At 61.5% G+C, this 22,968-nt stretch carries 24 protein-coding genes and 1 pseudogene; 16 read left to right on the top strand and 9 right to left on the bottom strand.

Annotated elements, in window-relative coordinates; translation table 11 throughout:
* Window positions 1-295: pseudogene (locus BM160_RS21230) on the bottom strand (IS3 family transposase); the annotation flags it as partial.
* Window positions 296-432: 137 nt separating this feature from the next.
* Window positions 433-747, bottom strand: a complete 315-nt coding sequence (locus BM160_RS21225) for a c-type cytochrome (protein WP_092008148.1) — start codon at window positions 745-747, stop codon at window positions 433-435.
* A 138-nt stretch (window positions 748-885) separates the two neighbouring features.
* Here BM160_RS21225 and BM160_RS21220 point away from each other — a divergent pair, with 138 nt between their 5' ends.
* Window positions 886-1,128, top strand: coding sequence for a TIGR04438 family Trp-rich protein (locus BM160_RS21220; protein ID WP_092008147.1), 243 nt, complete (start codon window positions 886-888; stop codon window positions 1,126-1,128).
* Between the two features lie 155 nt (window positions 1,129-1,283).
* Here BM160_RS21220 and ilvD read toward each other — a convergent pair whose 3' ends face one another.
* Window positions 1,284-2,978, bottom strand: coding sequence for a dihydroxy-acid dehydratase (gene ilvD, locus BM160_RS21215; protein WP_092008146.1), 1,695 nt, complete (start codon window positions 2,976-2,978; stop codon window positions 1,284-1,286).
* 110 nt (window positions 2,979-3,088) lie between these two features.
* Between ilvD and BM160_RS21210 the strand changes: the two genes are divergently transcribed.
* Both BM160_RS21210 and BM160_RS21205 read left to right on the top strand, forming a co-directional pair.
* Complete coding sequence (locus BM160_RS21210) at window positions 3,089-4,030, top strand: LysR family transcriptional regulator (protein WP_092008145.1); 942 nt, start codon at window positions 3,089-3,091, stop codon at window positions 4,028-4,030.
* Between the two features lie 16 nt (window positions 4,031-4,046).
* Window positions 4,047-4,448 (top strand): hypothetical protein, encoded by a 402-nt coding sequence (locus tag BM160_RS21205; protein ID WP_255369037.1) that lies wholly within the window; start codon window positions 4,047-4,049, stop codon window positions 4,446-4,448.
* Window positions 4,449-4,472: 24 nt separating this feature from the next.
* Here the strand turns inward: BM160_RS21205 and msrA are convergent, their stop codons facing one another.
* The 4 genes from msrA to BM160_RS21185 all read right to left on the bottom strand — a co-directional run bounded on the left by msrA (window position 4,473) and on the right by BM160_RS21185 (window position 7,849).
* The gene (msrA, locus tag BM160_RS21200; protein WP_218156641.1) at window positions 4,473-5,174 is read right to left on the bottom strand and encodes a peptide-methionine (S)-S-oxide reductase MsrA; all 702 of its coding nucleotides are present in this window, start codon (window positions 5,172-5,174) and stop codon (window positions 4,473-4,475) included.
* Window positions 5,174-5,668, bottom strand: a complete 495-nt coding sequence (gene msrB, locus BM160_RS21195) for a peptide-methionine (R)-S-oxide reductase MsrB (protein ID WP_092008143.1) — start codon at window positions 5,666-5,668, stop codon at window positions 5,174-5,176. Before msrB ends, msrA begins: the two co-directional genes overlap by 1 nt.
* Window positions 5,669-5,945: 277 nt before the next feature.
* Entirely contained in the window at window positions 5,946-6,980 is a 1,035-nt protein-coding gene (locus BM160_RS21190; RefSeq protein WP_092008142.1) for a Vgb family protein, read from the bottom strand.
* Window positions 6,981-7,057: 77 nt separating this feature from the next.
* A complete protein-coding gene (locus tag BM160_RS21185) occupies window positions 7,058-7,849 on the bottom strand; it encodes a hydroxyacylglutathione hydrolase (protein ID WP_092008141.1) in 792 nt (263 codons plus the stop codon).
* A 153-nt stretch (window positions 7,850-8,002) separates the two neighbouring features.
* Between BM160_RS21185 and lgt the strand changes: the two genes are divergently transcribed.
* The 6 genes from lgt to BM160_RS21155 all read left to right on the top strand — a co-directional run bounded on the left by lgt (window position 8,003) and on the right by BM160_RS21155 (window position 14,609).
* Window positions 8,003-8,809 (top strand): prolipoprotein diacylglyceryl transferase, encoded by an 807-nt coding sequence (gene lgt, locus BM160_RS21180; RefSeq protein ID WP_092008151.1) that lies wholly within the window; start codon window positions 8,003-8,005, stop codon window positions 8,807-8,809.
* 232 nt (window positions 8,810-9,041) lie between these two features.
* On the top strand, window positions 9,042-9,710 hold the full coding sequence (locus BM160_RS21175) for a GntR family transcriptional regulator (RefSeq protein ID WP_092008150.1): 669 nt from the start codon (window positions 9,042-9,044) through the stop codon (window positions 9,708-9,710).
* On the top strand, window positions 9,707-11,179 hold the full coding sequence (locus BM160_RS21170; RefSeq protein WP_092008140.1) for a malonyl-CoA decarboxylase domain-containing protein: 1,473 nt from the start codon (window positions 9,707-9,709) through the stop codon (window positions 11,177-11,179). The genes BM160_RS21175 and BM160_RS21170 overlap by 4 nt, the downstream gene beginning before the upstream one ends.
* 54 nt (window positions 11,180-11,233) lie before the next feature.
* Window positions 11,234-12,229, top strand: coding sequence for a Bug family tripartite tricarboxylate transporter substrate binding protein (locus tag BM160_RS21165; protein ID WP_092008139.1), 996 nt, complete (start codon window positions 11,234-11,236; stop codon window positions 12,227-12,229).
* Window positions 12,230-12,236: 7 nt separating this feature from the next.
* On the top strand, window positions 12,237-13,019 hold the full coding sequence (locus BM160_RS21160) for an enoyl-CoA hydratase/isomerase family protein (protein ID WP_092008138.1): 783 nt from the start codon (window positions 12,237-12,239) through the stop codon (window positions 13,017-13,019).
* 69 nt (window positions 13,020-13,088) lie between these two features.
* On the top strand, window positions 13,089-14,609 hold the full coding sequence (locus BM160_RS21155; protein WP_092008137.1) for a malonate--CoA ligase: 1,521 nt from the start codon (window positions 13,089-13,091) through the stop codon (window positions 14,607-14,609).
* A gap of 67 nt (window positions 14,610-14,676) precedes the next feature.
* Here BM160_RS21155 and BM160_RS21150 read toward each other — a convergent pair whose 3' ends face one another.
* Entirely contained in the window at window positions 14,677-15,132 is a 456-nt protein-coding gene (locus BM160_RS21150) for a universal stress protein (RefSeq protein WP_092008136.1), read from the bottom strand.
* A 189-nt stretch (window positions 15,133-15,321) separates the two neighbouring features.
* Here BM160_RS21150 and BM160_RS21145 point away from each other — a divergent pair, with 189 nt between their 5' ends.
* The 4 genes from BM160_RS21145 to BM160_RS21130 all read left to right on the top strand — a co-directional run bounded on the left by BM160_RS21145 (window position 15,322) and on the right by BM160_RS21130 (window position 19,517).
* Window positions 15,322-16,479, top strand: coding sequence for an extracellular solute-binding protein (locus tag BM160_RS21145; RefSeq protein WP_092008135.1), 1,158 nt, complete (start codon window positions 15,322-15,324; stop codon window positions 16,477-16,479).
* Window positions 16,480-16,573: 94 nt separating this feature from the next.
* A complete protein-coding gene (locus BM160_RS21140; protein WP_092008134.1) occupies window positions 16,574-17,677 on the top strand; it encodes an ABC transporter ATP-binding protein in 1,104 nt (367 codons plus the stop codon).
* Between the two features lie 9 nt (window positions 17,678-17,686).
* Window positions 17,687-18,637: an ABC transporter permease gene (locus BM160_RS21135; RefSeq protein WP_092008133.1), complete on the top strand. Its 951-nt coding sequence runs from the start codon at window positions 17,687-17,689 to the stop codon at window positions 18,635-18,637.
* Window position 18,638: 1 nt separating this feature from the next.
* Window positions 18,639-19,517 (top strand): ABC transporter permease, encoded by an 879-nt coding sequence (locus tag BM160_RS21130; protein ID WP_092008132.1) that lies wholly within the window; start codon window positions 18,639-18,641, stop codon window positions 19,515-19,517.
* Here the strand turns inward: BM160_RS21130 and BM160_RS21125 are convergent.
* Window positions 19,462-20,409 carry a DMT family transporter gene (locus BM160_RS21125; protein WP_092008131.1) on the bottom strand — a complete coding sequence of 316 codons (948 nt, stop codon included), beginning with the start codon at window positions 20,407-20,409 and terminating at the stop codon, window positions 19,462-19,464. The two genes, BM160_RS21130 and BM160_RS21125, sit on opposite strands and share 56 nt — an antisense overlap.
* A gap of 100 nt (window positions 20,410-20,509) precedes the next feature.
* Here BM160_RS21125 and BM160_RS21120 point away from each other — a divergent pair, with 100 nt between their 5' ends.
* From BM160_RS21120 to BM160_RS23025, 3 genes are all read left to right on the top strand, one after another.
* Window positions 20,510-20,995, top strand: coding sequence for a gamma-glutamylcyclotransferase family protein (locus BM160_RS21120; protein ID WP_255369036.1), 486 nt, complete (start codon window positions 20,510-20,512; stop codon window positions 20,993-20,995).
* A gap of 252 nt (window positions 20,996-21,247) precedes the next feature.
* Window positions 21,248-22,579 (top strand): isocitrate lyase, encoded by a 1,332-nt coding sequence (gene aceA, locus BM160_RS21115; protein WP_092008130.1) that lies wholly within the window; start codon window positions 21,248-21,250, stop codon window positions 22,577-22,579.
* A 116-nt stretch (window positions 22,580-22,695) separates the two neighbouring features.
* Window positions 22,696-22,854 (top strand): hypothetical protein, encoded by a 159-nt coding sequence (locus tag BM160_RS23025; protein ID WP_255369035.1) that lies wholly within the window; start codon window positions 22,696-22,698, stop codon window positions 22,852-22,854.
* The last annotated feature ends 114 nt before the right edge of the window (window positions 22,855-22,968 follow it).

Below are 22,968 nucleotides of genomic sequence, written 5' to 3'. Positions count from 1 at the left end.
TGGCCTCCTGAAGTTGGACTTCAAGGGCTTTGATCTTCTGCTCGGGGGTCAGCGACGCAGGCGCAAAGGAGGATTTTTTTATCGGCATTGGCATAGGTAGCCATGATGATGCCGCATCTCCCCAGCCTTGCCGGCCGTGCTTGCGCAGCCACACCAGCACGGTCGAGCGACCCTGGATACCGTAGCGCTCCTGCGCCTGCTTGTACGTCAGTTTTTTTTTTTCTGCTTGGTCGACCACCGAGAGTTTAAAAGCCAGCGTGTAGTCGCGCTGTGTGCGTTTGACGCTTGTATCCATTGACTTGCCTTTTCTTTAGGGAAAAGGTGTCAACCCAATTCAGGACGGGTCACCGCCCGTAAAAAAGCCCGTCGATGACGGGCTTTTTGTTAGGGCTTGTGATCAGGCCGCAGTGGCCCCAGCACAAGCATAGTGGCTTACTTCTGGGTCAGAATCCAGGCCGCCAATTTCTTGGCTTCGTCAGCGTTGACCTGAGCGTTGGCGGGCATGGGAACCGGGCCCCAGACACCTGAGCCGCCCTTGATGATTTTGGCGGCAAGCTTGTCGGCCGCGTCTTTTTGACCGGCGTACTTGGCGGCGACATCTTTGTAGGAAGGACCCACCAGTTTCTTGTCGACGGCGTGGCAAGCCATGCAGTTTTTTGCCGTGGCCAGTTGCAGATCAGCCAGTGCGGGCGTTGCTACTGCAAAGCCTGCAGCGACGTAGGCGATAGCCAAAAGAGTGCGTTTCATGGAGGGTCCTCGTGAGGGAGTTATGGATTCGGTTACAGTCAATCAACGCCATTGTAGTGGTCGCGGTTGACCCTTTATTCATGGGATCAACAACAAGAAATAAGCCCTTTTTCGGGGCAAGATTTCCGGGAGTTTTACATGTATTTTTTACTTATCGGCATCGCCGGCCTGATTCTTAAGTATCTGGAGCTCGGGCCTGTGGCGAGCTGGAGCTGGTGGATCGTCCTGGCGCCTTTTGCCTGCGCGGTGGCCTGGTGGGCCTGGGCCGATGCCTCGGGTTATACCAAGCGCAGGGAGATCGACAAGATGGCCAAGCGCAAGCAGCACCGTATCGACAAACAGCGCGATGCCATGGGCATGTTGCCTAAAAAGCGCAGATAAGCTTTCATGGCCTGGTGTCTTGGGCGCTGTGCGCTATCCGCGCTTCACACCGCTTCCATGACTTCGTAAGTCAGCGCAAAACACAAAGCCCGTGGCAGTTCATGCGCACGGGCTTTTTAATCACTGGATTCCCGCAGGGAATCCTTTAGCTGTGATCAATAGTCGTCAAGCACCGCGCCCTTGCTGGCGCTGGAGGCATTGAAGGCGAACTTGGCCTGCACGCCGCGGGTGTAGCGCGGTGCGGGCGCCGTCCAGCCGACCTTGCGTTGGGCCAGCACTTCATCGCTGATGTTCAGTTGCAGCAGCAGTTGCTTGGCATCAATCGTGATGGAGTCGCCCTCGTTGATGAAGGCGATGTTGCCACCGGCTGCGGCTTCAGGTGCCACATGGCCAACCACCATGCCCCAGGTGCCGCCCGAGAAACGGCCGTCGGTGATCAGGCCCACGCTTTCGCCCAGGCCGGCACCAATCAAGGCGCCGGTGGGGGCCAGCATTTCAGGCATGCCGGGGCCGCCCTTGGGGCCGAGGTAGCGCAAGACCATCACGTCACCAGCCTTGATCTTGCCGGCCAGGATGGCGGCCAGTGCCGACTGCTCGTCGTCAAACACGCGGGCCGGGCCGGTCATGACCGGATTTTTCAGGCCGGTGATCTTGGCCACGCAGCCTTCGGGCGACAGGTTGCCCTTGAGAATCGCCAGGTGGCCTTGTGCGTACATGGGCTTGTCGATGGGGCGGATCACGTCCTGATCGGCACGCGGCGCATCGGGCACATCTTTCAGCACTTCGGCAATCGTCTGGCCGGAAATCGTCAGGCAGTCGCCATGCAGCAAACCGGCCACCAGCAAGGTCTTCATGACTTGCGGGATGCCGCCAGCGCGGTGCAGATCGACGGCCAGGTACTCGCCGGAAGGCTTCAGGTTGCACAGCACCGGCGTCTTGACGCGCACGCGCTCGAAGTCGTCGATAGACCACTCCACGCCCGCGGCATGGGCGATGGCCAGGAAGTGCAACACGGCATTGGTGGAGCCACCGGTGGCCATGATCACAGCCACGGCGTTTTCAATCGACTTCTTGGTGACGATATCGCGTGGCTTGATGTCTTTCTTGACGGCCTCTATCAGTACCTTGGCGGATTCCTTGGCCGAGTTCATCTTCTCGTCGTGCGGATTGGCCATGGTGCTGGAGTAGGGCAGCGAAATGCCCAGGGCCTCGAAGGCGCTGGACATGGTGTTGGCGGTGTACATGCCGCCGCAGCTGCCGGTGCCGGGAATGGCGCGGCGCTCGATCTGCAGCAGGTCTTCATCGCTCATGCGGCCGGCGGCGTTCTCGCCCACGGCTTCAAACACGCTGACGATGTTCAGGTCTTTGCCCTTGTAATGGCCGGGCAAAATGGTGCCGCCGTAGACGTAAATAGCGGGCACGTTGGCGCGCAGCATGCCCATCAGGCCGCCGGGCATGTTCTTGTCGCAGCCGCCGACCACCAGCACGCCGTCCATCCACTGGCCTTGCACGCTGGTCTCGATGCAGTCGGAGATGACTTCGCGGCTGACCAGCGAATACTTCATGCCTTCGGTACCCATGGCCATGCCATCGGAAATGGTCGGCGTGCCAAAGACCTGGGCGTTGCCGCCGGCTTCTTCAATCGCGGCAATCGCGGCATCGGCCAGCTTTTGCAGGCCGCTGTTGCAAGGGGTGATGGTGCTGTGGCCGTTGGCCACGCCAATCATGGGCTTCTTGAAGTCGCCTTCTTCGTAGCCCATGGCGTAGTACATGGAGCGGTTGGGGGCGCGCGATTTGCCTTCGGTGATGTTGGCGCTGCGGCGGTTGATCTTGATAGGTTTGATGTCCATGGGGTGTCTCGAAAGGTGGGGTCAGTGGGGTTTTGCTGAAAAGTCGAGTATGCGTGTTTTGACTGATTCTTTCCAATCCATTTTTTACCTTGTATTAATATGCGTGGCATATGAGAGATGTTGCCGATCCACCGCGTCAGCCGCCCTTGATCGAACTGCGTTTGTGGCGGCAGTTCCTGGCCGTGGCCGATGAACTGCATTTTGGCCGTGCCGCCCAGCGCCTGAACATGACCCAGCCGCCGCTGACGCAGGCGATTGCGCAGCTCGAAACCCTGCTAGGCCTGAAGCTGTTTGACCGCACCAAACGCAGCGTGCAACTGACTATTGCCGGTGCGGCGCTGCTGCCCGAGGCGCGCGACCTGCTGGCCCGCGCCCAGGCCTTGCCCCTGGTGGCGCGCGCCAGCGCCGACGGCGAAGCCGGGCGTTTGCGGCTGGCCTTTGTCTCCACGGCCGGCTTCGATGTGCTGCCGCGCTGGGTTAGAGCCTTTCGCGAGCAGTATCCCAAGGTGCAACTGGAGTTGATTGAAGCCACCGGAGATGTACAGCTGCAGGCGCTTGAGCGCGCTGAAATCGATGCCGGTTTCATGCTGCATTCCCCGGGCTCTGCGCCGCCAGGCCTGGTCTGTCAGCGCATCGCGCGTGACCCGCTGGTGCTGGCCGTGCCCGAACAAAGCGCGCTGGCAGCCAAGGCCGCGCTGACGCTGAAGGACTTGCTGGACCAGCCGCTGGTGATTTTTCCCAGGCGCATCCTGCCTTCGTTGTACGACGCGATTTTTGCCATGTACCACGCGTCCGGCCATTTGCCGCGCGTGGCCCAGGAAGCCATTCAGATGCAGACCATCGTCAACCTGGTGTCGGCCGGCCTGGGCGTGGCCTGGGTGCCCGACAGCGTGCGGCAGTTCCAGCGGCCCGGCGTGGTGTATCGGGAGCTTAAAAGCAGCAAGGGGCAGGCGGTGCCGGGCTGCGAGACCAGCCTGGTGTGGGCCGCTGGGGCGGCCAGCCCGGCCTTGTTGCGCTTTCTGGCGTTTGCACCGGCTGACAGCGTCCGATAGGTAATTATTTTTTGTCATGGCCACCGCATCCCGCAAGACTAAACAGACCCAGCCAGCCGTTACAGCCGGGGTCGCGCCGCGCGCCCGGCGCGCACCGCGCAGCCACCACTACCACGTCTACGTGATCGAGCTGTCGGATGAAGTGTGGAATGTGGGGCGTTACCGGCGCGCCAACCCGGACTATCAGCTGGGCAAACCGTTTGTCTATGTGGGCATGACGGGGCTTGACCCGGATGTGCGTTTTGACAAACACAGGGCGGGCATACAGGCCAATGTGTTCGTGCAAAAGTACGGTGTTCGCCTGCTACCCGGGCTGTACGCCATGTACAACCCCATGCCCTATGAAGGCGCGCGCGACATGGAGGTGGAGCTGGGCATTGCGCTGCGCGAGGAGGGTTACGGCGTCTGGCAGGCCTAGCGATCAAGGGCCCGCTGCAAAGAACTAACGGGCGGTTTGCGACGACACCAAAACAGGCTTGTCCAGGTAAACCTCGGGCATCACGCTTTTCAGGTTGGCGATTTTCGGCAGGTCAAAGCGCGCGATATACGGTGAGCCCGGGTTCAGGGTGGCGTAGTCCTGGTGGTAGGCCTCGGCCGGGTAAAACGCAGTCAAGGGTGCCAGTTGCGTCACGATCTTGCCGTGAAACAGCTTGGCCGCGTCCAGTTGGGCGACATAGCGTTCGGCCACCTCTTTCTGGCTGGGGCTCGTATAGAAGACGGCCGATCGGTACTGCGTGCCCGAGTCCGGACCCTGGCGGTTGAGCTGCGTCGGGTCATGTGCCACTGAAAAATAGACCTGCAGCAGCTTGCCGTAGGAAATCTGTTTGGGGTCATAGCTGATCTGCACCGATTCGGCGTGCCCGGTCCGGCCTGTCCCCACGCTGTCGTAGTGGGCGGTTGCCTGCTGTCCGCCGGCATAGCCCGAGACGGCATTGAGCACGCCCTGGGTGTGCTGGAACACGGCCTGCACGCCCCAGAAACAGCCGCCTGCAAACACGGCGGTTTCGCGGGCGCTTTCAGTCCCTTTTGGCAGGTCAAAGGCCGGTGCAGGCAGCTTGACCGCGTTTTCGGCCGCCGTGCTAAGGCCCATCCAGGCCCAGGCCGACAGCATCAGCGTGCCTGCGGCCACTACAAATTTGTTCATCATGATGTCGCCTTGAAGTTCATGGCCAGGCCGTTCATGCAATAGCGCAGGCCGGTCGGTGGAGGGCCGTCGTCAAACACATGGCCCAGGTGGCCGCCGCAGCGGCGGCACAGTACCTCGGTCCGCTTCATGAACAAGCTGGTGTCGATGTCTTCGACCACTGCCTTGTCCATGGGCTGCCAGAAGCTGGGCCAGCCGGTGCCGCTGTCGAACTTGGTCTTCGACGAAAAGAGCGGCAGGGCGCAACCCGCGCAGCTGAAAATGCCGGCGCGCTTTTCCTTGTCGAGCGGGCTGCTATAGGGACGCTCGGTCCCGGCCTTGCGCAGGACGCTAAATTGCGCGGGCGTGAGCAGCTTTTGCCATTCGGCCTCGCTGTGCGTCACTTCATAGGCCCGCGCCGCATGTGCCTGGCTGCCGCCCCACAGGCCACGCGTGGCGGCCAGAATGCCGGATAAGGCGCCTAGGCGGAGCAGGGTTGTTCTTCGGCTCATCATGGACTTTCCTTTCGCGTAAATGGCTTGCTGACGTTCGATTGGTCGGTCTGGCCCTTGGTTCCTTACACAGTTAGGAACCGGGTTCATGGAGGCGGGCCATGTTGGGCCGCGCCGGTCGAGTCAGCAGCGCGTGGCGGATAACATGCGGTCTTGAAGTACTATGAAAACAATAGCTGCTTACGCACGTTCTATAAGGGCTATAGCCTGATTTGACCCCTAATAAGGGTCAAAAGCCGAAACCCTGGCGTCTAGCCACCCCCGTGCGTTGTCGCGCCACTCACCCGGTCCTGATCACCGAAATAAATTCGGTCCCGCTCTCGGGCAGCCAGACCTCTCCGGGCCGGCCCAGGATCTGGCGGATGCTGGCGGCGGGACGCGGCAGGGTGAGCTGCTCGAACTTCTCGCTGCCCGGGTCAAAACGCAGCATGGCGTTGTTGCTCCATTCGGAGGCCCAGACCATGTCTTTATCGTCCACGTAGACCGCGTACACATGCGGCTCAGCCCCAGGCGCTTTCCAACTGCGCCAACTGCTGGCGCCCGTGCCCAGCGCCGGGTCGTGCATGGAGAGCTGGCCGCTGTTCCATTCGGCCACCCAGATGCGGCTGCGGCTGTCGGACCAGACGCGGCGTGCGCCCTGGCGCGGCGTGGGCGGCTCCACGATGCGCGACTCGCCGCTCTTGCGGTCGATCTGCGCAATGAAGGAGCCGGCCAGCGAGCACCACCATATGTCGCCCCTGGGTGTGGCGCAGATTCCGTAGGGCCCGCGCCCGCGCGGCGCCTCCTTCACGCTGACCACGCCGCTGCGCACGGCCAGCTTGCCGACATAGCCGCCTTGCCCGGTAAACCACAGGTCGCCCTCGTCATCAAAGGCACAGGTGTTGAGATTGGCGTTGGGCGTTCCGGCGGGCAGCGGGAAGAGCTTGACTTCGCGCGCCGGCCAACTGACGCGCGCAAGGGCGTTTTGCCCGCCGTCGGTCAGCCAGGCCGCGCCGTCGGGTCCGGCAATGACGCCGTGCGGCGACGAGTCCTTGCCCAAGGCAATCAGTTCCGACTTGCCCGTGCGCGGGTCAAACCAGCCCAGGTGGCCGCTGCGCTGCGCCGAGAACCAGACGCCGCCATCGGGCGCGGGCGCCACATCGTGAATGCCGGTGGCGCGTGGCGTGTTGAGCGGCCAGGATTGCAGGCGCGAGGCCTTGAGTAATTGCGGGGTCTGCGCCCGCCCGGCGCCGGGCCAGAGCAGGGTGGCGGATAGCGCGCCCAAGGCGGTGCGGCGGGTGACATGAAACGGCTGAGCGTTGATCGGCAAGGTCATGGCAATACCTCCTGCGCGCTTGCGTTCGGTAGACGATTTAGTGCTGGCTCATTCCGGCGATCCTGGAAGCTCTGCCCCTACCACTGGTTGCGCAGCTCTCGCAGCCTGGTGAAAACCGTTTTGGCATCGGGCTGGTCCGGCAAGTCGGGAAAGCTTTCGCGCAGCCTGGCGATGAGGCTGGGGCTGCTCAGGCGCAAGAAGGTGTTGATGAGTTTTTCCTGCGCCAGCGTGGCGACGGCCGACTTGGCCGGGTCATGGCCGGCCACACTGGGCAACAGGGCTTGCGCGCTGGCGTTGTCGGGCTCGCGGTCCAGCGTGAAGCGCAGGTTGTTTTCGATGTAGTCGTGGCCGGGATAGATTTGTGTGTTGTCGGGCAGCTTGGCCAGTTGCTCGGCGAAAGTGGCATACAGCGCGCCCACGTCGCCGCCGTTGTGCACATTGCCGGCGCCGGCGTTGAACAGCGTGTCGCCCGAAAACAGCGCCGGCTGCTCGGTGTGCGAGCGCAGGCAGATGTGACACATGGTGTGGCCTGGCGTGTCCAGGCATTCCAGCTCAACCGTCTTGCCGACCTCGATCACGTCGCCGGCCTGCACGCCCCGGTCAACCCCCGCAATGCGGCCGCCGGCCTTGTGGTGGGCGATCAGTTTGGCGCCGGTGGCGGCGATCACGGCCGCGTTGCCGCCGGTGTGGTCGTGATGCTCGTGGGTGTTGAGGACCTGGGTGATCTGCCAGCCCCAGGCCTTGGCGGTGGCCAGCGTCTTTTCATGGTCCAGCGGGTCAATCGCCAGCGCCTCGCCGGTTTCTGGGCAGGCTACAAGATAATTGAAGTTGCGGTAAGCGTTAGCGGTCCAGATGCGTTCGACGATCATCGCGGCCTCCAGGGACTTGTTGACAGTGGTCGGCTCATTTTAGGACGCCTGCCTGCGGCGGGGGCGGCGGGCATACAGCATGACCCGGTAACAGAAGTCCCTGTGAGGCCTGAACGCTCAAGCGGCACAGGGCTTTTGGGCACAATGGCGTCCATGCTGATTCATCCCCACATCAATCCCATCGCGCTGCAACTGGGCCCGCTTGCCATTCACTGGTACGGGCTGACTTATCTGGCGGCCTTCGGCCTGTTTTTTTTCCTGGCCACGCTGCGCCTGCGGCATCAGCCCTATGCCTCCATCACCGGGCCAGGGGCCTGGTCGCGCAAGGACATTGAAGACATCCTGTTTTTAGGGGTGATGGGCGTGGTGATTGGCGGGCGCATAGGCTATTGCCTGTTCTACAAGCCGGGCTACTACCTTAGTCATCCGCTGGAGATTTTTGCGGTCTGGCAGGGCGGCATGAGTTTTCACGGCGGCATGCTGGGGGTTTTGGTGTCGCAGGTCTGGTTTGCGCGCAGCCGCCAGCGGCCTTGGCTGCAGGTCATGGACTTTGTGGCGCCTTGCGTGCCCACCGGGCTGGCAGCAGGCCGTGTTGGCAACTTCATCAATGGTGAGTTATGGGGGCGTTTCAGCAGCCCTGATCTGCCTTGGGGCATGGTGTTTCCGGGCAGCGGCTCGCCGCTGCCGCGCCATCCCTCGCAGGTCTACCAGTTCTTGCTCGAAGGCTTGCTGCTGTTCGTGCTGCTGTGGCTGTATGCGCGCAAACCGCGCAAGACCGGTCAGGTTTCGGGCGCCTTTTTAGTGGGCTACGGCGTGTTTCGTTTCATTGCCGAGTTCTTCCGCGAGCCCGATGATTTTCTGGGCATCCTGGCCTTGGGCATGAGCATGGGGCAGTGGCTTTGCGTCCCCATGATTGGCGCCGGCATCTGGCTCTGGGTTTGGGCTTCAAAACGCGCCTAGCCCATATAGAGAAAGCACATCAAGCTATCTATTTGGTAGCTTGATGAGTGGGTTGGCAGGACAGGCAGCGCTGGCCTGCGGGTTTTTACCTGTGGTTTTATGGCTATTCCCGCTTGATGTCGCTTGATACCGATACTTTGATTTTTCATAATTACGCGTAATTATTTGAAATTACCTCCTTGTCAGGCGCTGCCAGGCGGGGGTGTTCAAGACCGTTGAGAGCACTCACGCCATGCGCCTTGTCCAGAAGTCACTGCATCAGGATGCTGCCGACACCTTGCGCGAGCAGATCTTCGCCGGCGAGCTGGCACCCGGCTGCTTTCTGGACGAGGTCGCCTTGTGCGAGACGCTGCAGATTTCACGCACCCCTTTGCGTGAGGCGCTCAAGGTTTTGAGCGCCGAAGGGCTGCTGCGCCACGAGCCCAGGCGCGGCTGCTTTGTCAACGAGGTGACCGAGCAAGACCTGGACGACATTTTTCCGGTGATTGCGCTGCTGGAAGGGCGCTGCGCCTACGAGGCGGCACGCAACGCCAGCGATGCCGATCTGGCCGCGCTTGGCCGTTTGCATGAGCAACTCAATGGCCATGCGCGGGCCGGCCGCATCCAGGACTACTACAGCGTTAATTTCGCCATTCACGAAGCCATCATCTTGCTGGCCAACAACCGCTGGCTGGCGCAGGCGATTGCCGATCTGCGCAAGATACTGAAGCTGGCGCGCCTGCAGTCGCTGCAGGCCCCGGGCCGGCTGGCGCAGAGCCTGGCCGAGCACCTGAGCGTGTTTGCCGCGCTGCAAAGCCGGGACAGCGAAGGCGCCGAGGCCGCCATGCGCACCCATTTGACGCGCCAGCGCGAAGCGCTGCGCGAGTTGTCTCGCAACCAACTTTCCAGGGTGGCCTCATGAATCCCTCAGACTGGCTCAGCCGCAGTGTCTCGCGCTTCAAGGCGGCCGAGAAAGTGCCATCAAAAAAGGCTGCGGCCCAATTGGGGCGGGCGCAAGTAGCTCCTGAAAAGGTAGCTAACGAGCCCCTGCAGCGTAGCACCCACGAGCGCCTGCAGGCCACGCTGCGGCATAAGGACGAGGCCTTGTCACCCCGCATGTTGCGCCGCAGCCTGCACGAGTTGCAGGCCATCATCGACCCGCGTGTCAGCGAAGTGGAGGGCGGGCGGCGTGCCACCACCGTCGCCGCCTGGTATGCCGGCGCCACCTTGGCGCGCCGCCGCGATCTGTGGCTGCTGATGAGCGAGCAGTTCGTTGCTAACGCGCAAAAGGTCAAGGCGGCGCAAGCCCAGTTTGCCGCCGCCGTGGGCACGCCGGACGAGGCCGTGGCCGAGGTGCGCTACCGGCGCGCCACCGTGTCGCCGCGCCGGCGTTTGCTGCAGCGCTTCAGCAGCTATCCCGGCGGCATCCAGTTCCTGATCGATATGCGGGCCGAAATGCAGGCCGGCCTGAAAACCGACCCGCGGCTGCTGGCCCTGGACGTGGAAATGGAATACATGTTTTCCACCTGGTTTGACGTCGGTTTTCTGGACCTGCGCCGCATCAGCTGGGACTCACCGGCCTCGCTGATCGAAAAGCTGATCAAGTACGAGGCCGTGCACGACATCAAGAGCTGGGCCGACGTGAAAAACCGGCTCGACAGCGACCGCCGCTGCTATGGCTTTTTTCACCCGCGCCTGCCCGATGTGCCGCTGATTTTTGTCGAAGTGGCGCTAGTCGATGAGATCAGCACCGAGGTCGGGCCGCTGCTCGATGAGCTGGCCGCGCCATCCGACCTGAAGAAGGCCACCACGGCGATTTTTTATTCCATCAGCAACACGCAGACCGGCTTGCGCGGCGTGAGCTTTGGCGACTCGCTGATCAAGCATGTGGTGGAAACGCTCAAGGCCGAGTTTCCCAGGCTCAAGACCTTTGCCACGCTCTCGCCGATTCCGGGCTTTCGGCCCTGGTTGGCCAAAAATGCCACGGCCATGCTGGAAAAGCTGGGCGACAAGGAACGCGCTGCGCTGGGCCGCGCCATCGGCTTTGAGCCGCCCGGCGCCGGACATTTTTTGCGCGCCATTGAAGAGCCGCTGGCCTTGCCCGAGAAATCGCCGCTGCGCCGCATGCTGCTGCAGTGCGCCGCCCATTACCTGGGGCAGGCGCTGCATGAGGACAAGCCGCTGGATCCGGTGGCGCGCTTTCATCTGGGCAATGGCGCCCGCATAGAGAGCCTGAATTGGGCCGGCGATTTATCGCCCAAAGGCCTGAAGCAGTCTTACGGCCTGATGGTGAACTATCTCTACGACTTGCGTCGGCTGGACAAGCACCGCAGCCTGCTGGCGCAGGGAAAAATCCCGGTCTCCAGCGCCATTGAAGATTTGTTTTTCTGACGACCTGCGGGCCAGCGATGCCCATTTTTTTTGATTCAACAACAGGAGACAACGATGACATTCAACTTTGAGATGCAAGGCTCGCGACGTGATGTATTGCGCGGCGCGGCGGCCAGCGTGGCGGCGTTTTCCCTGGGCAGCAAGGCCCAGTCGGCCTGGCCCTCCAAACCGGTCACGGTGGTGGTGCCCTTTCCCGCCGGTGGCGGAACTGACGCCTTTGCCCGGCCGCTGTCGGGGCAGTTTGCCAAGCTCACCGGCAAGCAGCTCATCATCGACAACCGGGGCGGCGCCGGCGGCACGCTGGGCGCCAGCATTGCGGCCAAGGCGCAGCCCGATGGCTACACGCTGTTCATGGGCGCGGTGCATCACGCCATCGCGCCGGCCATGTATCCCAAGCTGGACTACGACATCGAAAAAGACTTTGTGCCGCTGGCACTGATGGCCAATGTGCCTCAGGTGCTGGTGGTCAACCCGAAGAATATTTCCGGCGATTTCAAGGCCTTTTTGGCGCAGGTCAGGGCCAAGCCGGGCCGCTACAACTATGGCTCGGCCGGCTCCGGCACCTCGCACCACCTGGCCGGCGAGTTGTTCAAGCAGCAGAGCCAGACCTTCATCACGCATATTCCTTACCGCGGCGCCGGCCCGGCCCTGCAGGACCTGATCTCGGGCAATGTCGACATGATGTTTGACGGCCTGGGTTCATCGGCCGCGCATATCAAGGGCGGTCGCATCAAGGCCTTGATGGTGTCGGGCAGCAAGCGCAACCCGGCTTTTCCAGACGTGCCTTGCGCCGCCGAGCTGGGCCTGCCCGACTACACCGTGACCACCTGGTACGGCATGTGGGCACCCAAGGGAACGCCGGCCAATGTCCAGGCCCGCATCGCCGAAGACCTGCAAAAAGCCGCCTCCAGCGACGAACTCAAGGCCATCTGGGCCAGCAATGGCGCGGAGTTCGGCAAGTTGACGCCGCCGCAGTTCGGCGCTTTTGTCAGCGGCGAGGTCAAGCGCTGGGCCGCCGTGGTCAAAGCTTCTGGCGCCAAGCTAGAGTGAGGGTTTGATGGCCGCTGGCGTTTCTATGGAGGTCAGGGGCAGGGTGGCGGTTGTCACCCTGTCCCATCCCGGCAAGTTCAATGCCATGTCGCGCGCGATGTGGTGCGAGTTGCGCGCTACCTTTGAGCATCTGCAGCAGCCCAGCGCGCTGCGCGGCGTACTGATACGCGGCGAAGCCGGACATTTTTGTGCCGGCGGTGACATTTCCGAATACGCCGGCTTTCGTTTCAATGAGGCCAGCCTGCGCGATTTTCATGAAGTGGAGGTCTGGGGCGGCTTGCAGGCCATGCTGGACTGCGACCTGCCCATCGTTGCGCAGATCGAGGGCAACTGCATGGGCGCCGGCCTGGAGATTGCCAGTTGCTGCGACATCCGCCTGGCCAGCGACGGTGCCCGCTTTGGCGCACCGATTGCCAGGCTGGGTTTTCCCATGGCGCCGCGCGAGGCCGCGCTGGTGATGCGCGCCCTGGGCGAGCTGACGGCGCGCGAAATGCTGTTGTCGGCCGCCTTGCTGGAGGCGGCCGAGATGAAGCAGCGCGGCTTTCTGAATCGGGTCTTGCCGGCAGCCGGGCTGGACGCCGCCGTGCATCAGCTGCTTGAGCGCATGGGCCAACTGGCGCCTGCTGCGGCGCGCCTGAATAAACAGACTTTTAGGGCTCTAGCCAGCGTCCCAGCTTCGCAGGCAGCTACTGATTTGATAGTGACCGCCTATCGCTACGCGGCCTCGGCAGAACACCGTGAGGGCGTGAGCGCCTTTGTTGAGAAGCGCCAGCCGCAGTTTATGACTTGAAGTTTGCCGCTTGCAGCCTGCTTGAGATTCATCTGCCTAATTTTTTCTTTTCCTCATCACAGTACAGCCATGAAAAACCACAACCTGTTTGCCGCGCTGCGTGCGGCTTTCCCCGCCTCGTTGGACGAGGTCGCCATTGAAACCGACACCGGCCTGAGCTACACATGGCGCGACCTGGAGCGCGCCACCGCCATGATGGCCAACTTGCTGCAGTCGCTGGGACTGCCGGCCGGCGCCCGGGTGGCGGTGCAGGTCGAAAAATCGGTAGAGGCCATGGTGCTTTACCTGGCCACCCTGCGCGCCGGCTATGTATTTTTGCCGCTCAATACCGCTTACCAGAGCGCCGAGATCGAGTACTTCATAGGCAATGCCGAGCCCTCGGTGGTGGTGTGCGCCAGCCGCAATTTCGGCTGGGTCAGCAAGATCGCCTTCAAGGCCGGCACGCAAAACGTCTTCACGCTGGACGAGGACCGCAGCGGCTCGCTGCTGGATCGGGCCGGGCACTGCAGCGACCAGCACGAGGTGGCGCTCAAGCAGGCCGATGACATGGCCGCCATTTTGTACACCAGCGGCACCACCGGCCGCAGCAAGGGCGCCATGCTGTCGCACGGCAATTTGCTGAGCAATGCGCAGGTGCTGAAGGATTATTGGGGTTGGAAGAAAGGCGACGTGCTGATTCACGCCCTGCCGATTTTTCATGTGCATGGCCTGTTTGTTGCCATGCATGGCGCCTTGCTCAACGGCAGCAAGATGATCTGGCTGGGCAAGTTCGACCCGAAGCTGGTGGTGGAAAAACTGCCCGAGGCCACGGTCTTTATGGGCGTGCCCACGCTTTATGTGCGTCTGCTGGCCGAAGCCGGGCTGACGCTGGAGGCTTGCCGCAATATGCGCCTTTTCATTGCCGGCTCGGCGCCGCTGCTGATCGAAACCTTCAAGGAATGGCAGCAGCGCACCGGCCATACCATCCTGGAGCGCTACGGCATGAGCGAAACCGCCATGCTCACCTCCAACCCCTATCAAGGTGGTGAACGTCGTGGCGGCACCGTCGGTTTTGCCCTGCCTGGTGTCAGCCTGCGGGTGCAGGGCGACGAGGGCCAGTCCCTGCCGGTGGGCGAGATTGGCGACATACAGGTCAAGGGGCCCAATGTTTTCCAGGGCTACTGGCGCATGCCCGAGAAAACCAAAGAGGAGTTCACGGCCGACGGCTACTTCAAGACCGGCGACGTGGGCAAGATCGATGAGCGTGGCTACATCACCATCGTCGGTCGCAGCAAGGACCTGATCATCAGCGGCGGCTACAACGTCTACCCGGCCGAGATCGAGGGCTATATCAACGAGATGCCTGGGGTGGCCGAAAGCGCGCTGGTCGGCGTACCGCATCCGGACTTTGGCGAAGTCGGCGTGGCCGTCGTCACAGCCAAGGCCGGCGTCACGCTGGACGCGAGCCGTATGCTGGCCGAGCTGAAGTCCAGGCTGGCCAACTTCAAGATTCCCAAGCAGTGCTTTGTGGTGAGCGAGCTGCCGCGCAACGCCATGGGCAAGGTGCAAAAAAACCTGCTGCGCGAGCAGCACAAAAGCCTGTTCAGTTGAACCGAGGGCTGCTTTTTAGTTGAAGCTGCTATTTATTTAGTAGCTGCTTGCGCCCATCAGGTATGGGTTAGAGGCTTGTTGGCCTTAAAACCAGCACTGGGATGTGTGAATGCGTCAGCACATGCGTGGTTTCGCTGCCCAGCAGCAGGCGTTTGAGACCGCGGCGGCCATGCGAGGCCATCACGATCAGATCGCAGTTGTGCTTTTTGGCGGCGGCAATGATGGACTCGGCGACCAGGTCGGAGTGGGCGGTGACGGCCTCGGCTGTCACGCCCTTGGCCTGGGCCTGGGCCTTGATGCCCTCGACCACGGCCAGGGAGCTTTCCGCCCATTGCTTTTCAGTCTCTGCCACTTCGTTCGCCGACACCGCTGCGCCGCCATCGAAGTAACTCACCGGGTAGCGCGGAACGACCTTGAAGGCGATGACTTTTGCGCCCGTGACGGCGGCCAACTCGATGCCGCTGTTGACGGCCTCCCTGGAAAGCTCTGAGCCGTCGGTAGCGATGAGTATGCACTGGTACATGACGTTCCCCCGTTTAGGTGTTGGGCTGTCCAGCTTAGTCCGAGCGGCATTTTTGAACAAGCCCCGGGCCCCATTCCATGGGGCTGGCGGCCTGAATTAGCTCTTACAATTTGCGACTGGCGGTTTTTGCGCTGTGCAGGGCAAGAGCCAACCCGATCTCCAATCTTTCTTGACGACGTCTGGAACATCATGAAAAAGTATGTGTGGGTTTTTGCGCTTTCAGCTCTGGCACTGGGGGCATGCGGTAAGAAGGAAGAGGCAGCCGCTCCCGCTGCAGCGCCCGTAGTCGCCGCCAGTGCGCCGGCTCCCGCCGATAGCGAAGAGAAGGTCTTGAACGTCTACAACTGGCCGGACTACATCGCCAAAGACATGGTGGCGAACTTCGAGAAGGAAACCGGCATCAAGGTCAACTACCAGACCTTTGAGAACAACGAAGCCCTGCACGCCAAGCTGGTGGCCGGCAATACCGGCTACGACATCGTGGTGCCCGGCGCCGTCTTCGCCAAGCCGCAGATCGATGGCGGTCTGCTGGCGAAACTGGACAAGTCCAAGATCAGCAATTACGGCAATCTGGATCCGGCCATCATGGCCAAGTTGGACACCATTGATCCGGGCAACGCCTATCTGGTGCCTTGGGGCTGGAGCTTCACCACGGTGGGCATCAACAAGGCCAAGGTTGCCAAGGCGCTGGGCAGCACGCCCATGCCGGACAACGCCTGGGAGCTGGTGTTCAATCCGGTCTACACCGCCAAACTCAAATCCTGCGGCATCGCCTATCTCGATTCGCCGACCGAGGTGATGCCGCCCGCCATGCACTACCTGGGCAAGAACGCCTACTCGAATGACCCGGCCGACCACAAGGCGGCGGGCGAGATGCTGGCCAAGGTCAGGCCTGACATCCGCATGTTTTCCAGCACCATGATTGACGACCTGGCCGGCGGCAAGGCCTGCGTGGCGCTGGGCTGGGCCGGCGACATCAACATCGCCCGGGCGCGCGCGCTGGAGAACAAAAATGGCAGCGAGGTCGAGGCCTTGCTGCCCAAGACCGGCGGCCTGATTTTCTTTGACACCCTGGCCATCCCCAAGGATGCCAAGCACCCCAACAACGCCTTTGCCTTCATCAACTACTTCCTGCGTCCGGAAGTGTCGGCCTCGCTGACCAATGAATTGGGTTATGCCACCGCCAACAAGGCCAGCCTGGCCAATGTGAAACCCGAGATTGCCCAGGACAAGACCGTGTTCCCGGATGCCGAGAACCTGCAGAAAATGGTCTCGCCGGCCAGCTTCAGCAATGAGGCCCGCGAATCCATGAGCAACGTCTTCACGAACTTCAAAAAAGGCAAGTAAGCCTTACCTCCATTGGCTGATGCCAGGCTGTGCATGCAATGCTTTGTGTGCGCAGCTTTTTTCATTGTGCTTTTGACCGCAGGACCCCCTCATCATGAATCTGCCCCTGTCGCCTGGCGATGGCTACCTAAGAACCGAACTGCTGGTCAAGCGCTTTGACGACGTGACGGCGGTGGATGAGGTTTCGCTGTCCATCAAAAAAGGCGAAATCTTTGCCTTGCTGGGCAGCTCGGGTTGCGGCAAGTCGACCCTGCTGCGCATGCTGGCGGGCTTTGAGAAACCGAGCTCGGGCGCGGTGATTCTGAACGGGGTGGATATCGCCACCTTGCCGCCTTTCGAGCGGCCCATCAACATGATGTTCCAGTCCTATGCGCTGTTTCCCCACCTCAATATCTGGGACAACATCGCCTTCGGGCTCAAGCGCGAAGGCATGGCCAAGGCGCAGATTCAGGCCCGGGTCGAGGAAATGCTCAATCTGGTGCAGATGAGCGCCCTGGCCAAGCGCAAGCCGCACCAGCTCTCGGGCGGCCAGCAGCAGCGCGTGGCGCTGGCGCGCAGCCTGGCCAAGAAGCCGCAACTGCTGCTGCTGGACGAGCCCCTGGGCGCGCTGGATCGCAAGCTGCGTGAGCGTACCCAGTTCGAGCTGGTCAACATCATCGAGTCGGTGGGCGTGACCTGCGTCATGGTGACGCACGACCAGGAAGAGGCCATGACCATGGCCTCGCGCATTGCCGTCATGAGCCAGGGCCGGGTGCTGCAGGTGGGCACGCCCAAGGAAATTTACGAATACCCCAATGGCCGGTTTGTGGCCGATTTCATTGGCAACGTCAACCTGTTCGAGGGCCGCCTGAGCCTGGACGCCGCCGATCGCTGCGAGGTGACGACGGAGCACGGCGTCATCAGCGTGGGCCGTGGCATCAGCGGCGCGGCCGGCATGGCGGTGGCCGTTGCGGTGAGGCCGGAAAAAATCCACATTGCCAAGACGCGTCCGCAGCTTGATCGCAACCTGTTTAGCGGCAAGGTGCGCGAGATTGCCTATTTTGGCAGCTACAACACCTTTATCGTCGAGCTGGCCGGTGGGCGCAGCGTGAAGATCACCGAGGCCAACACCACGCGCCATGATGGCGATGCCATCACCTGGGATGACACGGTGTTTTTCTGGTGGGACGAGGCCGCCCCCGTCGTGCTGACGCAATAAGGCCGCCTCATGAAAACTCCTTCCTGGCCTTCGTGGCGACTGGGCCGGCGCTTTGTGATCGGCGTGCCCTATCTGTGGCTGATTGTTTTTTTCGTCCTGCCTTTTTTGATCCTGCTGCGCATCAGCGTCACCGACATGGCCGGCGGTGTCGATCCGTTTGCGCCGCTGCTTGATTCGGCCTCGGGCGCCTGGCGCCTGATCCTGAAATACGACAACTACGGCTCGATTTTCAGGACGGCGCAAGAGGGCGTCAGCGCGCTGTGGGGCGACACCATCTATATGGATGCCTACCTGCTGTCGCTGAAATACGCCTTTTTCACCACACTGCTGTGCTTGGTCATTGGCTATCCCTTCGCCTATTTCATTGCGCGCTCCCGGCCCGCCATTCGTCCGGCACTGCTGATGCTGGTGATGCTGCCGTTCTGGACTTCCTTCTTGCTGCGCGTTTACGCCTGGAAGGGCATCCTGGCCGACCAGGGCGTGCTTAACAACTTGCTGCTGGCACTGGGCCTGATTCAGGAACCCATCGCCATGCTTTACACCGATGTCTCCATGCTGGTCGGCATGACTTATGTGTACTGCCCCTTCATGATCCTGCCGCTGTATGCGAATCTGGTGAAGATGGATGTGCGCCTGCTGGAAGCGGCGCATGACCTGGGCGCCAGCCCCTGGAAGGCCTTCTGGCTGGTCACCGTGCCCTTGAGCCGATCCGGCATCATCGCCGGCGCCATGCTGGTGTTCATTCCCAGCGTCGGCGAGTTCGTCATTCCATCGCTGCTGGGCGGGGCCGAAAACATCATGATTGGCCGGGTGGTTTGGGACGAGATGTTCAGCAGCAACAACTGGCCGCGCGCGGCGGCCCTGTCGGTGGTGATGATTTTGCTGATCCTGGTGCCGCTGGCTTTTTACTACCGCTCCAGCAGCGATCGCGGCGGCCGCAGCGGCGACAGGGAGTCTTGAGATGAAAAGCTTGCTGCGCTTTGCGGAAAGAAATGTGGGTCGGCTCTGGCTGGGGCTGGTCTATCTGTTTCTCTACATTCCACTGTTTTTCCTGATTGTGTTTTCTTTCAACAGCAGCCGGCAGGACGGCGTGTTCACCGGTTTTTCGCTGCGCTGGTATCAAGCCCTGCTGGAGGATTCCCGGCTGGTGGAAGGCTTTTTCCTGTCACTCCGGGTGGCCTTGATTACCGGCACGCTGTCGGTGGTGCTGGGTTGCTTCGCGGCCTTTGTGCTGGTGCGCTATCGGCGCTTTAGCGGCCGCACGCTGTTTTATGGCCTGGTCAACGCGCCGCTGGTGATGCCCGAGGTGATCATCGGTTTGTCCTTGCTGCTGCTGACGGTGGCGGTGCAGCGTGCCCTGGGCTGGCCTGAGCGCGGCTTCATCACCATCGTGATGGGCCACACGCTGCTGGGCATGGCCTATGCCACGGTGGTGATCCAGTCGCGCCTGAGCGAGATGGACCGGGCCCTTGAAGAGGCCGCCATGGATCTGGGCTGTAGGCCGCTGCAGGTGTTTTTCCTGGTGACCCTGCCCAATATCGCGCCGGCCCTGGTCTCTAGTTGGTTGTTGACCTTTACCCTGTCGTTTGACGACGTGGTGATCTCGGAGTTTTTGTCCGGGCCGGGCGTGACCACCTTGCCGCAGGTGATCTTCAGCTATGCGCGTCGTGGCGTGAATCCGTCCATTTATGCGGCGGCGACGATTTTGATTGCCGTGGTTTCGTTGGGCATCATCGGCTACAGCCTTTACATGCTGCGCCGCCAAAAACGCCTGGAGCGTGAAATCAGTGCGGCAACACAGGCGGAGCCGACGCTGCCTGGCCGCGCTGGGGCAAGGTAGCCAGCAGCACGCCGGTGAGCGCGATGGCAAAAGCGCCTATTTGCGTGCTGCTCAGCTGTTCGCCTAGCACCAGCACCCCGACCGCCGCCGCGCTGACCGGCAGCAGCACGGTAAACACCCCGGCCTGATTGGCCGGAATGGTTTTCAGCCCGCTCATCCAGAGCCAGACCGTCCAGACGCTGGCGGCCAGCGAGTAAAACAGCAGCAGGCCCCAGGCCGCTGGCGCGACGCTGGCAAAGTCAAAGCTCCAGGCCATCCACAGCCCGAAAGGCGTTACCAGGGCAAAGCCCCAGAGGTTGATGAGCGCGGTGATGCGTTTGGGGCTGAGTACGCCGGTGAGTTTTTTTCCTATCACCGCATAGGCCGCCTCGCACAGCACGGCGCCCACCAGCAAGAGATTGCCAAGCCAGGCGGTTTTTGATGCCAAATTGGCCTCTAGCGCAATGGTGGTGGGTGCAGATAGCTCATTTTTTGATAGTGAAACCAGGCTGATGCCAATCACGGCACAGGCGACGGAGGCCCAAACCCGGGGGCTGATGCGCTCGCGCAGGAACAGCCAGCTCATCACCGCCACAGCCGCCGGAATGGCGGCCATGATGACGCCGGCAGCCACCGCACTGGTCAGGCTGACGCCATACAGCATGCAGATGGAAAACAGGAAGTTGCCCAGAAACGATTCCAGGAAAACCAGTCGCTTGGTCTGCCCGCTCATGGCAATTTCCCCGGCGGGTTTTTTCAGCCAGTGCAGCATGGCCAGCCCGCCCAGGCCAAAGCGCAGCCAGGCCAGCAGGAAGACGGGGAGGGCGGCTACCAGCGGTTTGGACAGCGCCACATAGCTGCCCACCAAGGACATGCTGAGCGCGAGGCAGGCATAAGCCAAAAAGCGATTCATTAAACTGGGGCATCCGGTTGCGCCGGCTTGTTGCCGGCTGGGTTAACGTGCTTGGGGTGGCTGACATGACTGAGGTCAGGGCAAGACGCAACCGGAAATCATGCCTTATTTTGAACCGCTGAATCTGGACCTTGCATCCATGCCGCAACTGTCTGCCTCTTATGTTTTTGTCTACGGCACCCTGCGCCGGGGTGAGTCGCGCGATATCAACCGCCTGCTGCCGGTGCCGCAGTGGCTAGGTTCGGCCAGTGTTTCTGGCCTTTTGTATGACCTGGGCACTTACCCGGGGCTGTTGCTGGGCGGACCGGGGCGGGTGGTGGGCGAGGTCTATGCCATCAGCCCTGCGCTGGAGCGGCAACTCGACGCGATCGAGGAAGTGTGGCCGCAGCAAAGCGGCGAATATGCCAGGCGCGAAGTCCTGGTGCAGCTCGATAGCCATTTGGTTCCTCATGACGAGGCCGCGGCGGGCGCCAAGCCGACGCTGCTGCCCTGCCTTCTTTATGAGATAGCGCCTGAGCGGACACAGGGCAGGCCACTTATTAATAGTGGCGATTGGGTGCAATACCGCATGGCCAGGGCGATCTGAGTGGGCGGGGCTCTGTGCTTGCCCGTCAAATTTCACAGTCTGGGAAATGCATTTCTTTATGTGAAATTTGAATTGCTGCGCTGCAGAATAATTTCTCAATATGAGAGATTAATTTCTGTATCGTGAAATTTCGTTTGAAGGTTGTTGATTCTATTGATATTTATTTTTGTCTTATATAAGACATAAGACATTTATTTGGTCTTGTAGAAGACTTAAGATCAAGGCACTTCTCATCAACCTTCGGAGCTCACCATGCCACAAAGCCTCACAGAACAACTCAGCCGCGAGCAGCAGATCAGTGCCCTGGAAAAAGACTGGGCCACCAACCCGCGCTGGAAGGGCGTCAAGCGCGGTTACAGCGCCGCCGACGTGGTGCGCCTGCGTGGCTCGCTGCCGATTGAGCACACCCTGGCCAAGCGTGGCGCTGAAAAGCTGTGGGACAAGATCAATGGCAGCGCCAAGAAGGGCTATGTGAATGCGTTCGGCGCGATCTCTGCGGGCCAGGCCATGCAGCAGGCCAAGGCCGGCCTGGAAGCCGTGTACCTGTCGGGCTGGCAAGTCGCCGCTGACGGCAATACCTCCGAAACCATGTACCCCGACCAGTCGCTGTACGCCTACGATTCGGTGCCCACCATGGTGCGCCGCATCAACAACACCTTCAAGCGCGCTGACGAAATTCAGTGGGGTCGTGGCGTCGAGCCCGGCAGCAAGGAGTTCATCGACTATTTCCTGCCCATCGTTGCCGATGCAGAAGCCGGTTTCGGCGGCGTGCTGAACGCCTTTGAGCTGATGAAGAACATGATTGCTGCCGGGGCTGCTGGCGTGCACTTCGAAGACCAGCTGGCCGCCGTCAAGAAATGCGGCCACATGGGCGGCAAGGTGCTGGTGCCCACGCAGGAAGCCTGCGAAAAGCTGATCTCGGCCCGTTTTGCCGCCGACGTCATGGGCGTGTCCACCATCGTGCTGGCCCGTACCGATGCGGAAGCCGCCAATTTGATCACGTCCGACCACGATGCCAACGACAAGCCTTTCCTGACCGGCGAACGCACGCAGGAAGGTTTTTACCGTGTCAAAAATGGCCTGGAGCAATCCATCAGCCGCGGCGTGGCCTACGCTCCCTATGCCGATCTGGTGTGGTGCGAAACCGGCGTGCCTGACATCGGCTTTGCCCGTGAATTCGCCCAAGCCGTGCATGCCGCCTGCCCTGGCAAGCTGCTGTCGTACAACTGCTCGCCTTCTTTCAATTGGAAGAAGAACCTCAACGATTCGCAAATCGCTTCGTTCCAGGAAGACCTGTCGGCTCTGGGTTACAAATTCCAGTTCATCACGCTGGCCGGCATCCACATCAACTGGTTCAACACCTTCAAGTTTGCCCACGCCTACGCCAACGGCGAAGGCATGAAGCACTACGTGAACATGGTGCAAGAGCCCGAGTTTGCAGCTCGCGAGCAAGGCTACACCTTCGTGTCGCACCAGCAGGAGGTGGGCGCCGGCTACTTTGACGACGTGACCACGGTGATCCAGGGTGGCTCGTCCAGCGTCAAGGCGCTGACCGGCTCGACCGAAGAAGAGCAGTTCCACTGATCTCGCGGCTCTGGTGAGCCACAAAAAGCCCGGGCATCACGCCCGGGCTTTTTTCTTTGGTGCGCCCAGCATGGGCGCACACCTGCGGGTGCAAGTCCCGCCAGGAGCTGGTCACAGTGAATGAAGTGAAGCGCAACTGCGTGAGGGCGACCGAACGTGGGAAGGAAGCGTGGAGCGTAAATCGTGAGCCGATGAACAAGAACCGCATAGAAGGCGTTGCCAAGCAGGGCGAGCGGGCCAAAAACCGCAAAGCTCTTGTGACCAAGGCGAGGTGACGTAGATGCGGCGGTTGTGCGATGAAGGTGTGCGTTCTTACCTGGGGAGATCTCGCCTCGTGGGTGAAAGCCCGACGGCTTTGCCGGAGCGAGAAGTCAGCCGAGGTCGTAGTA

It is taken from the genome of Polaromonas sp. OV174, from assembly GCF_900112285.1.
GTDB lineage: Bacteria > Pseudomonadota > Gammaproteobacteria > Burkholderiales > Burkholderiaceae_C > Polaromonas.
Note: the sequence above shows the minus strand (reverse complement) of the source record. Positions and strands in the feature narration are given on the sequence as shown.

Bases quoted from the DNA above. Each gene is read 5' to 3' on its own strand.
- BM160_RS21225 (WP_092008148.1), bottom strand. From the start codon at position 747: ATGAAACGCACTCTTTTGGCTATCGCCTACGTCGCTGCAGGCTTTGCA.
- BM160_RS21220 (WP_092008147.1), top strand. From the start codon at position 886: ATGTATTTTTTACTTATCGGCATCGCCGGCCTGATTCTTAAGTATCTG.
- ilvD (WP_092008146.1), bottom strand. From the start codon at position 2,978: ATGGACATCAAACCTATCAAGATCAACCGCCGCAGCGCCAACATCACC.
- BM160_RS21210 (WP_092008145.1), top strand. From the start codon at position 3,089: ATGAGAGATGTTGCCGATCCACCGCGTCAGCCGCCCTTGATCGAACTG.
- BM160_RS21205 (WP_255369037.1), top strand. From the start codon at position 4,047: ATGGCCACCGCATCCCGCAAGACTAAACAGACCCAGCCAGCCGTTACA.
- msrA (WP_218156641.1), bottom strand. From the start codon at position 5,174: ATGAACAAATTTGTAGTGGCCGCAGGCACGCTGATGCTGTCGGCCTGG.
- msrB (WP_092008143.1), bottom strand. From the start codon at position 5,668: ATGATGAGCCGAAGAACAACCCTGCTCCGCCTAGGCGCCTTATCCGGC.
- BM160_RS21190 (WP_092008142.1), bottom strand. From the start codon at position 6,980: ATGACCTTGCCGATCAACGCTCAGCCGTTTCATGTCACCCGCCGCACC.
- BM160_RS21185 (WP_092008141.1), bottom strand. From the start codon at position 7,849: ATGATCGTCGAACGCATCTGGACCGCTAACGCTTACCGCAACTTCAAT.
- lgt (WP_092008151.1), top strand. From the start codon at position 8,003: ATGCTGATTCATCCCCACATCAATCCCATCGCGCTGCAACTGGGCCCG.
- BM160_RS21175 (WP_092008150.1), top strand. From the start codon at position 9,042: ATGCGCCTTGTCCAGAAGTCACTGCATCAGGATGCTGCCGACACCTTG.
- BM160_RS21170 (WP_092008140.1), top strand. From the start codon at position 9,707: ATGAATCCCTCAGACTGGCTCAGCCGCAGTGTCTCGCGCTTCAAGGCG.
- BM160_RS21165 (WP_092008139.1), top strand. From the start codon at position 11,234: ATGACATTCAACTTTGAGATGCAAGGCTCGCGACGTGATGTATTGCGC.
- BM160_RS21160 (WP_092008138.1), top strand. From the start codon at position 12,237: ATGGCCGCTGGCGTTTCTATGGAGGTCAGGGGCAGGGTGGCGGTTGTC.
- BM160_RS21155 (WP_092008137.1), top strand. From the start codon at position 13,089: ATGAAAAACCACAACCTGTTTGCCGCGCTGCGTGCGGCTTTCCCCGCC.
- BM160_RS21150 (WP_092008136.1), bottom strand. From the start codon at position 15,132: ATGTACCAGTGCATACTCATCGCTACCGACGGCTCAGAGCTTTCCAGG.
- BM160_RS21145 (WP_092008135.1), top strand. From the start codon at position 15,322: ATGAAAAAGTATGTGTGGGTTTTTGCGCTTTCAGCTCTGGCACTGGGG.
- BM160_RS21140 (WP_092008134.1), top strand. From the start codon at position 16,574: ATGAATCTGCCCCTGTCGCCTGGCGATGGCTACCTAAGAACCGAACTG.
- BM160_RS21135 (WP_092008133.1), top strand. From the start codon at position 17,687: ATGAAAACTCCTTCCTGGCCTTCGTGGCGACTGGGCCGGCGCTTTGTG.
- BM160_RS21130 (WP_092008132.1), top strand. From the start codon at position 18,639: ATGAAAAGCTTGCTGCGCTTTGCGGAAAGAAATGTGGGTCGGCTCTGG.
- BM160_RS21125 (WP_092008131.1), bottom strand. From the start codon at position 20,409: ATGAATCGCTTTTTGGCTTATGCCTGCCTCGCGCTCAGCATGTCCTTG.
- BM160_RS21120 (WP_255369036.1), top strand. From the start codon at position 20,510: ATGCCTTATTTTGAACCGCTGAATCTGGACCTTGCATCCATGCCGCAA.
- aceA (WP_092008130.1), top strand. From the start codon at position 21,248: ATGCCACAAAGCCTCACAGAACAACTCAGCCGCGAGCAGCAGATCAGT.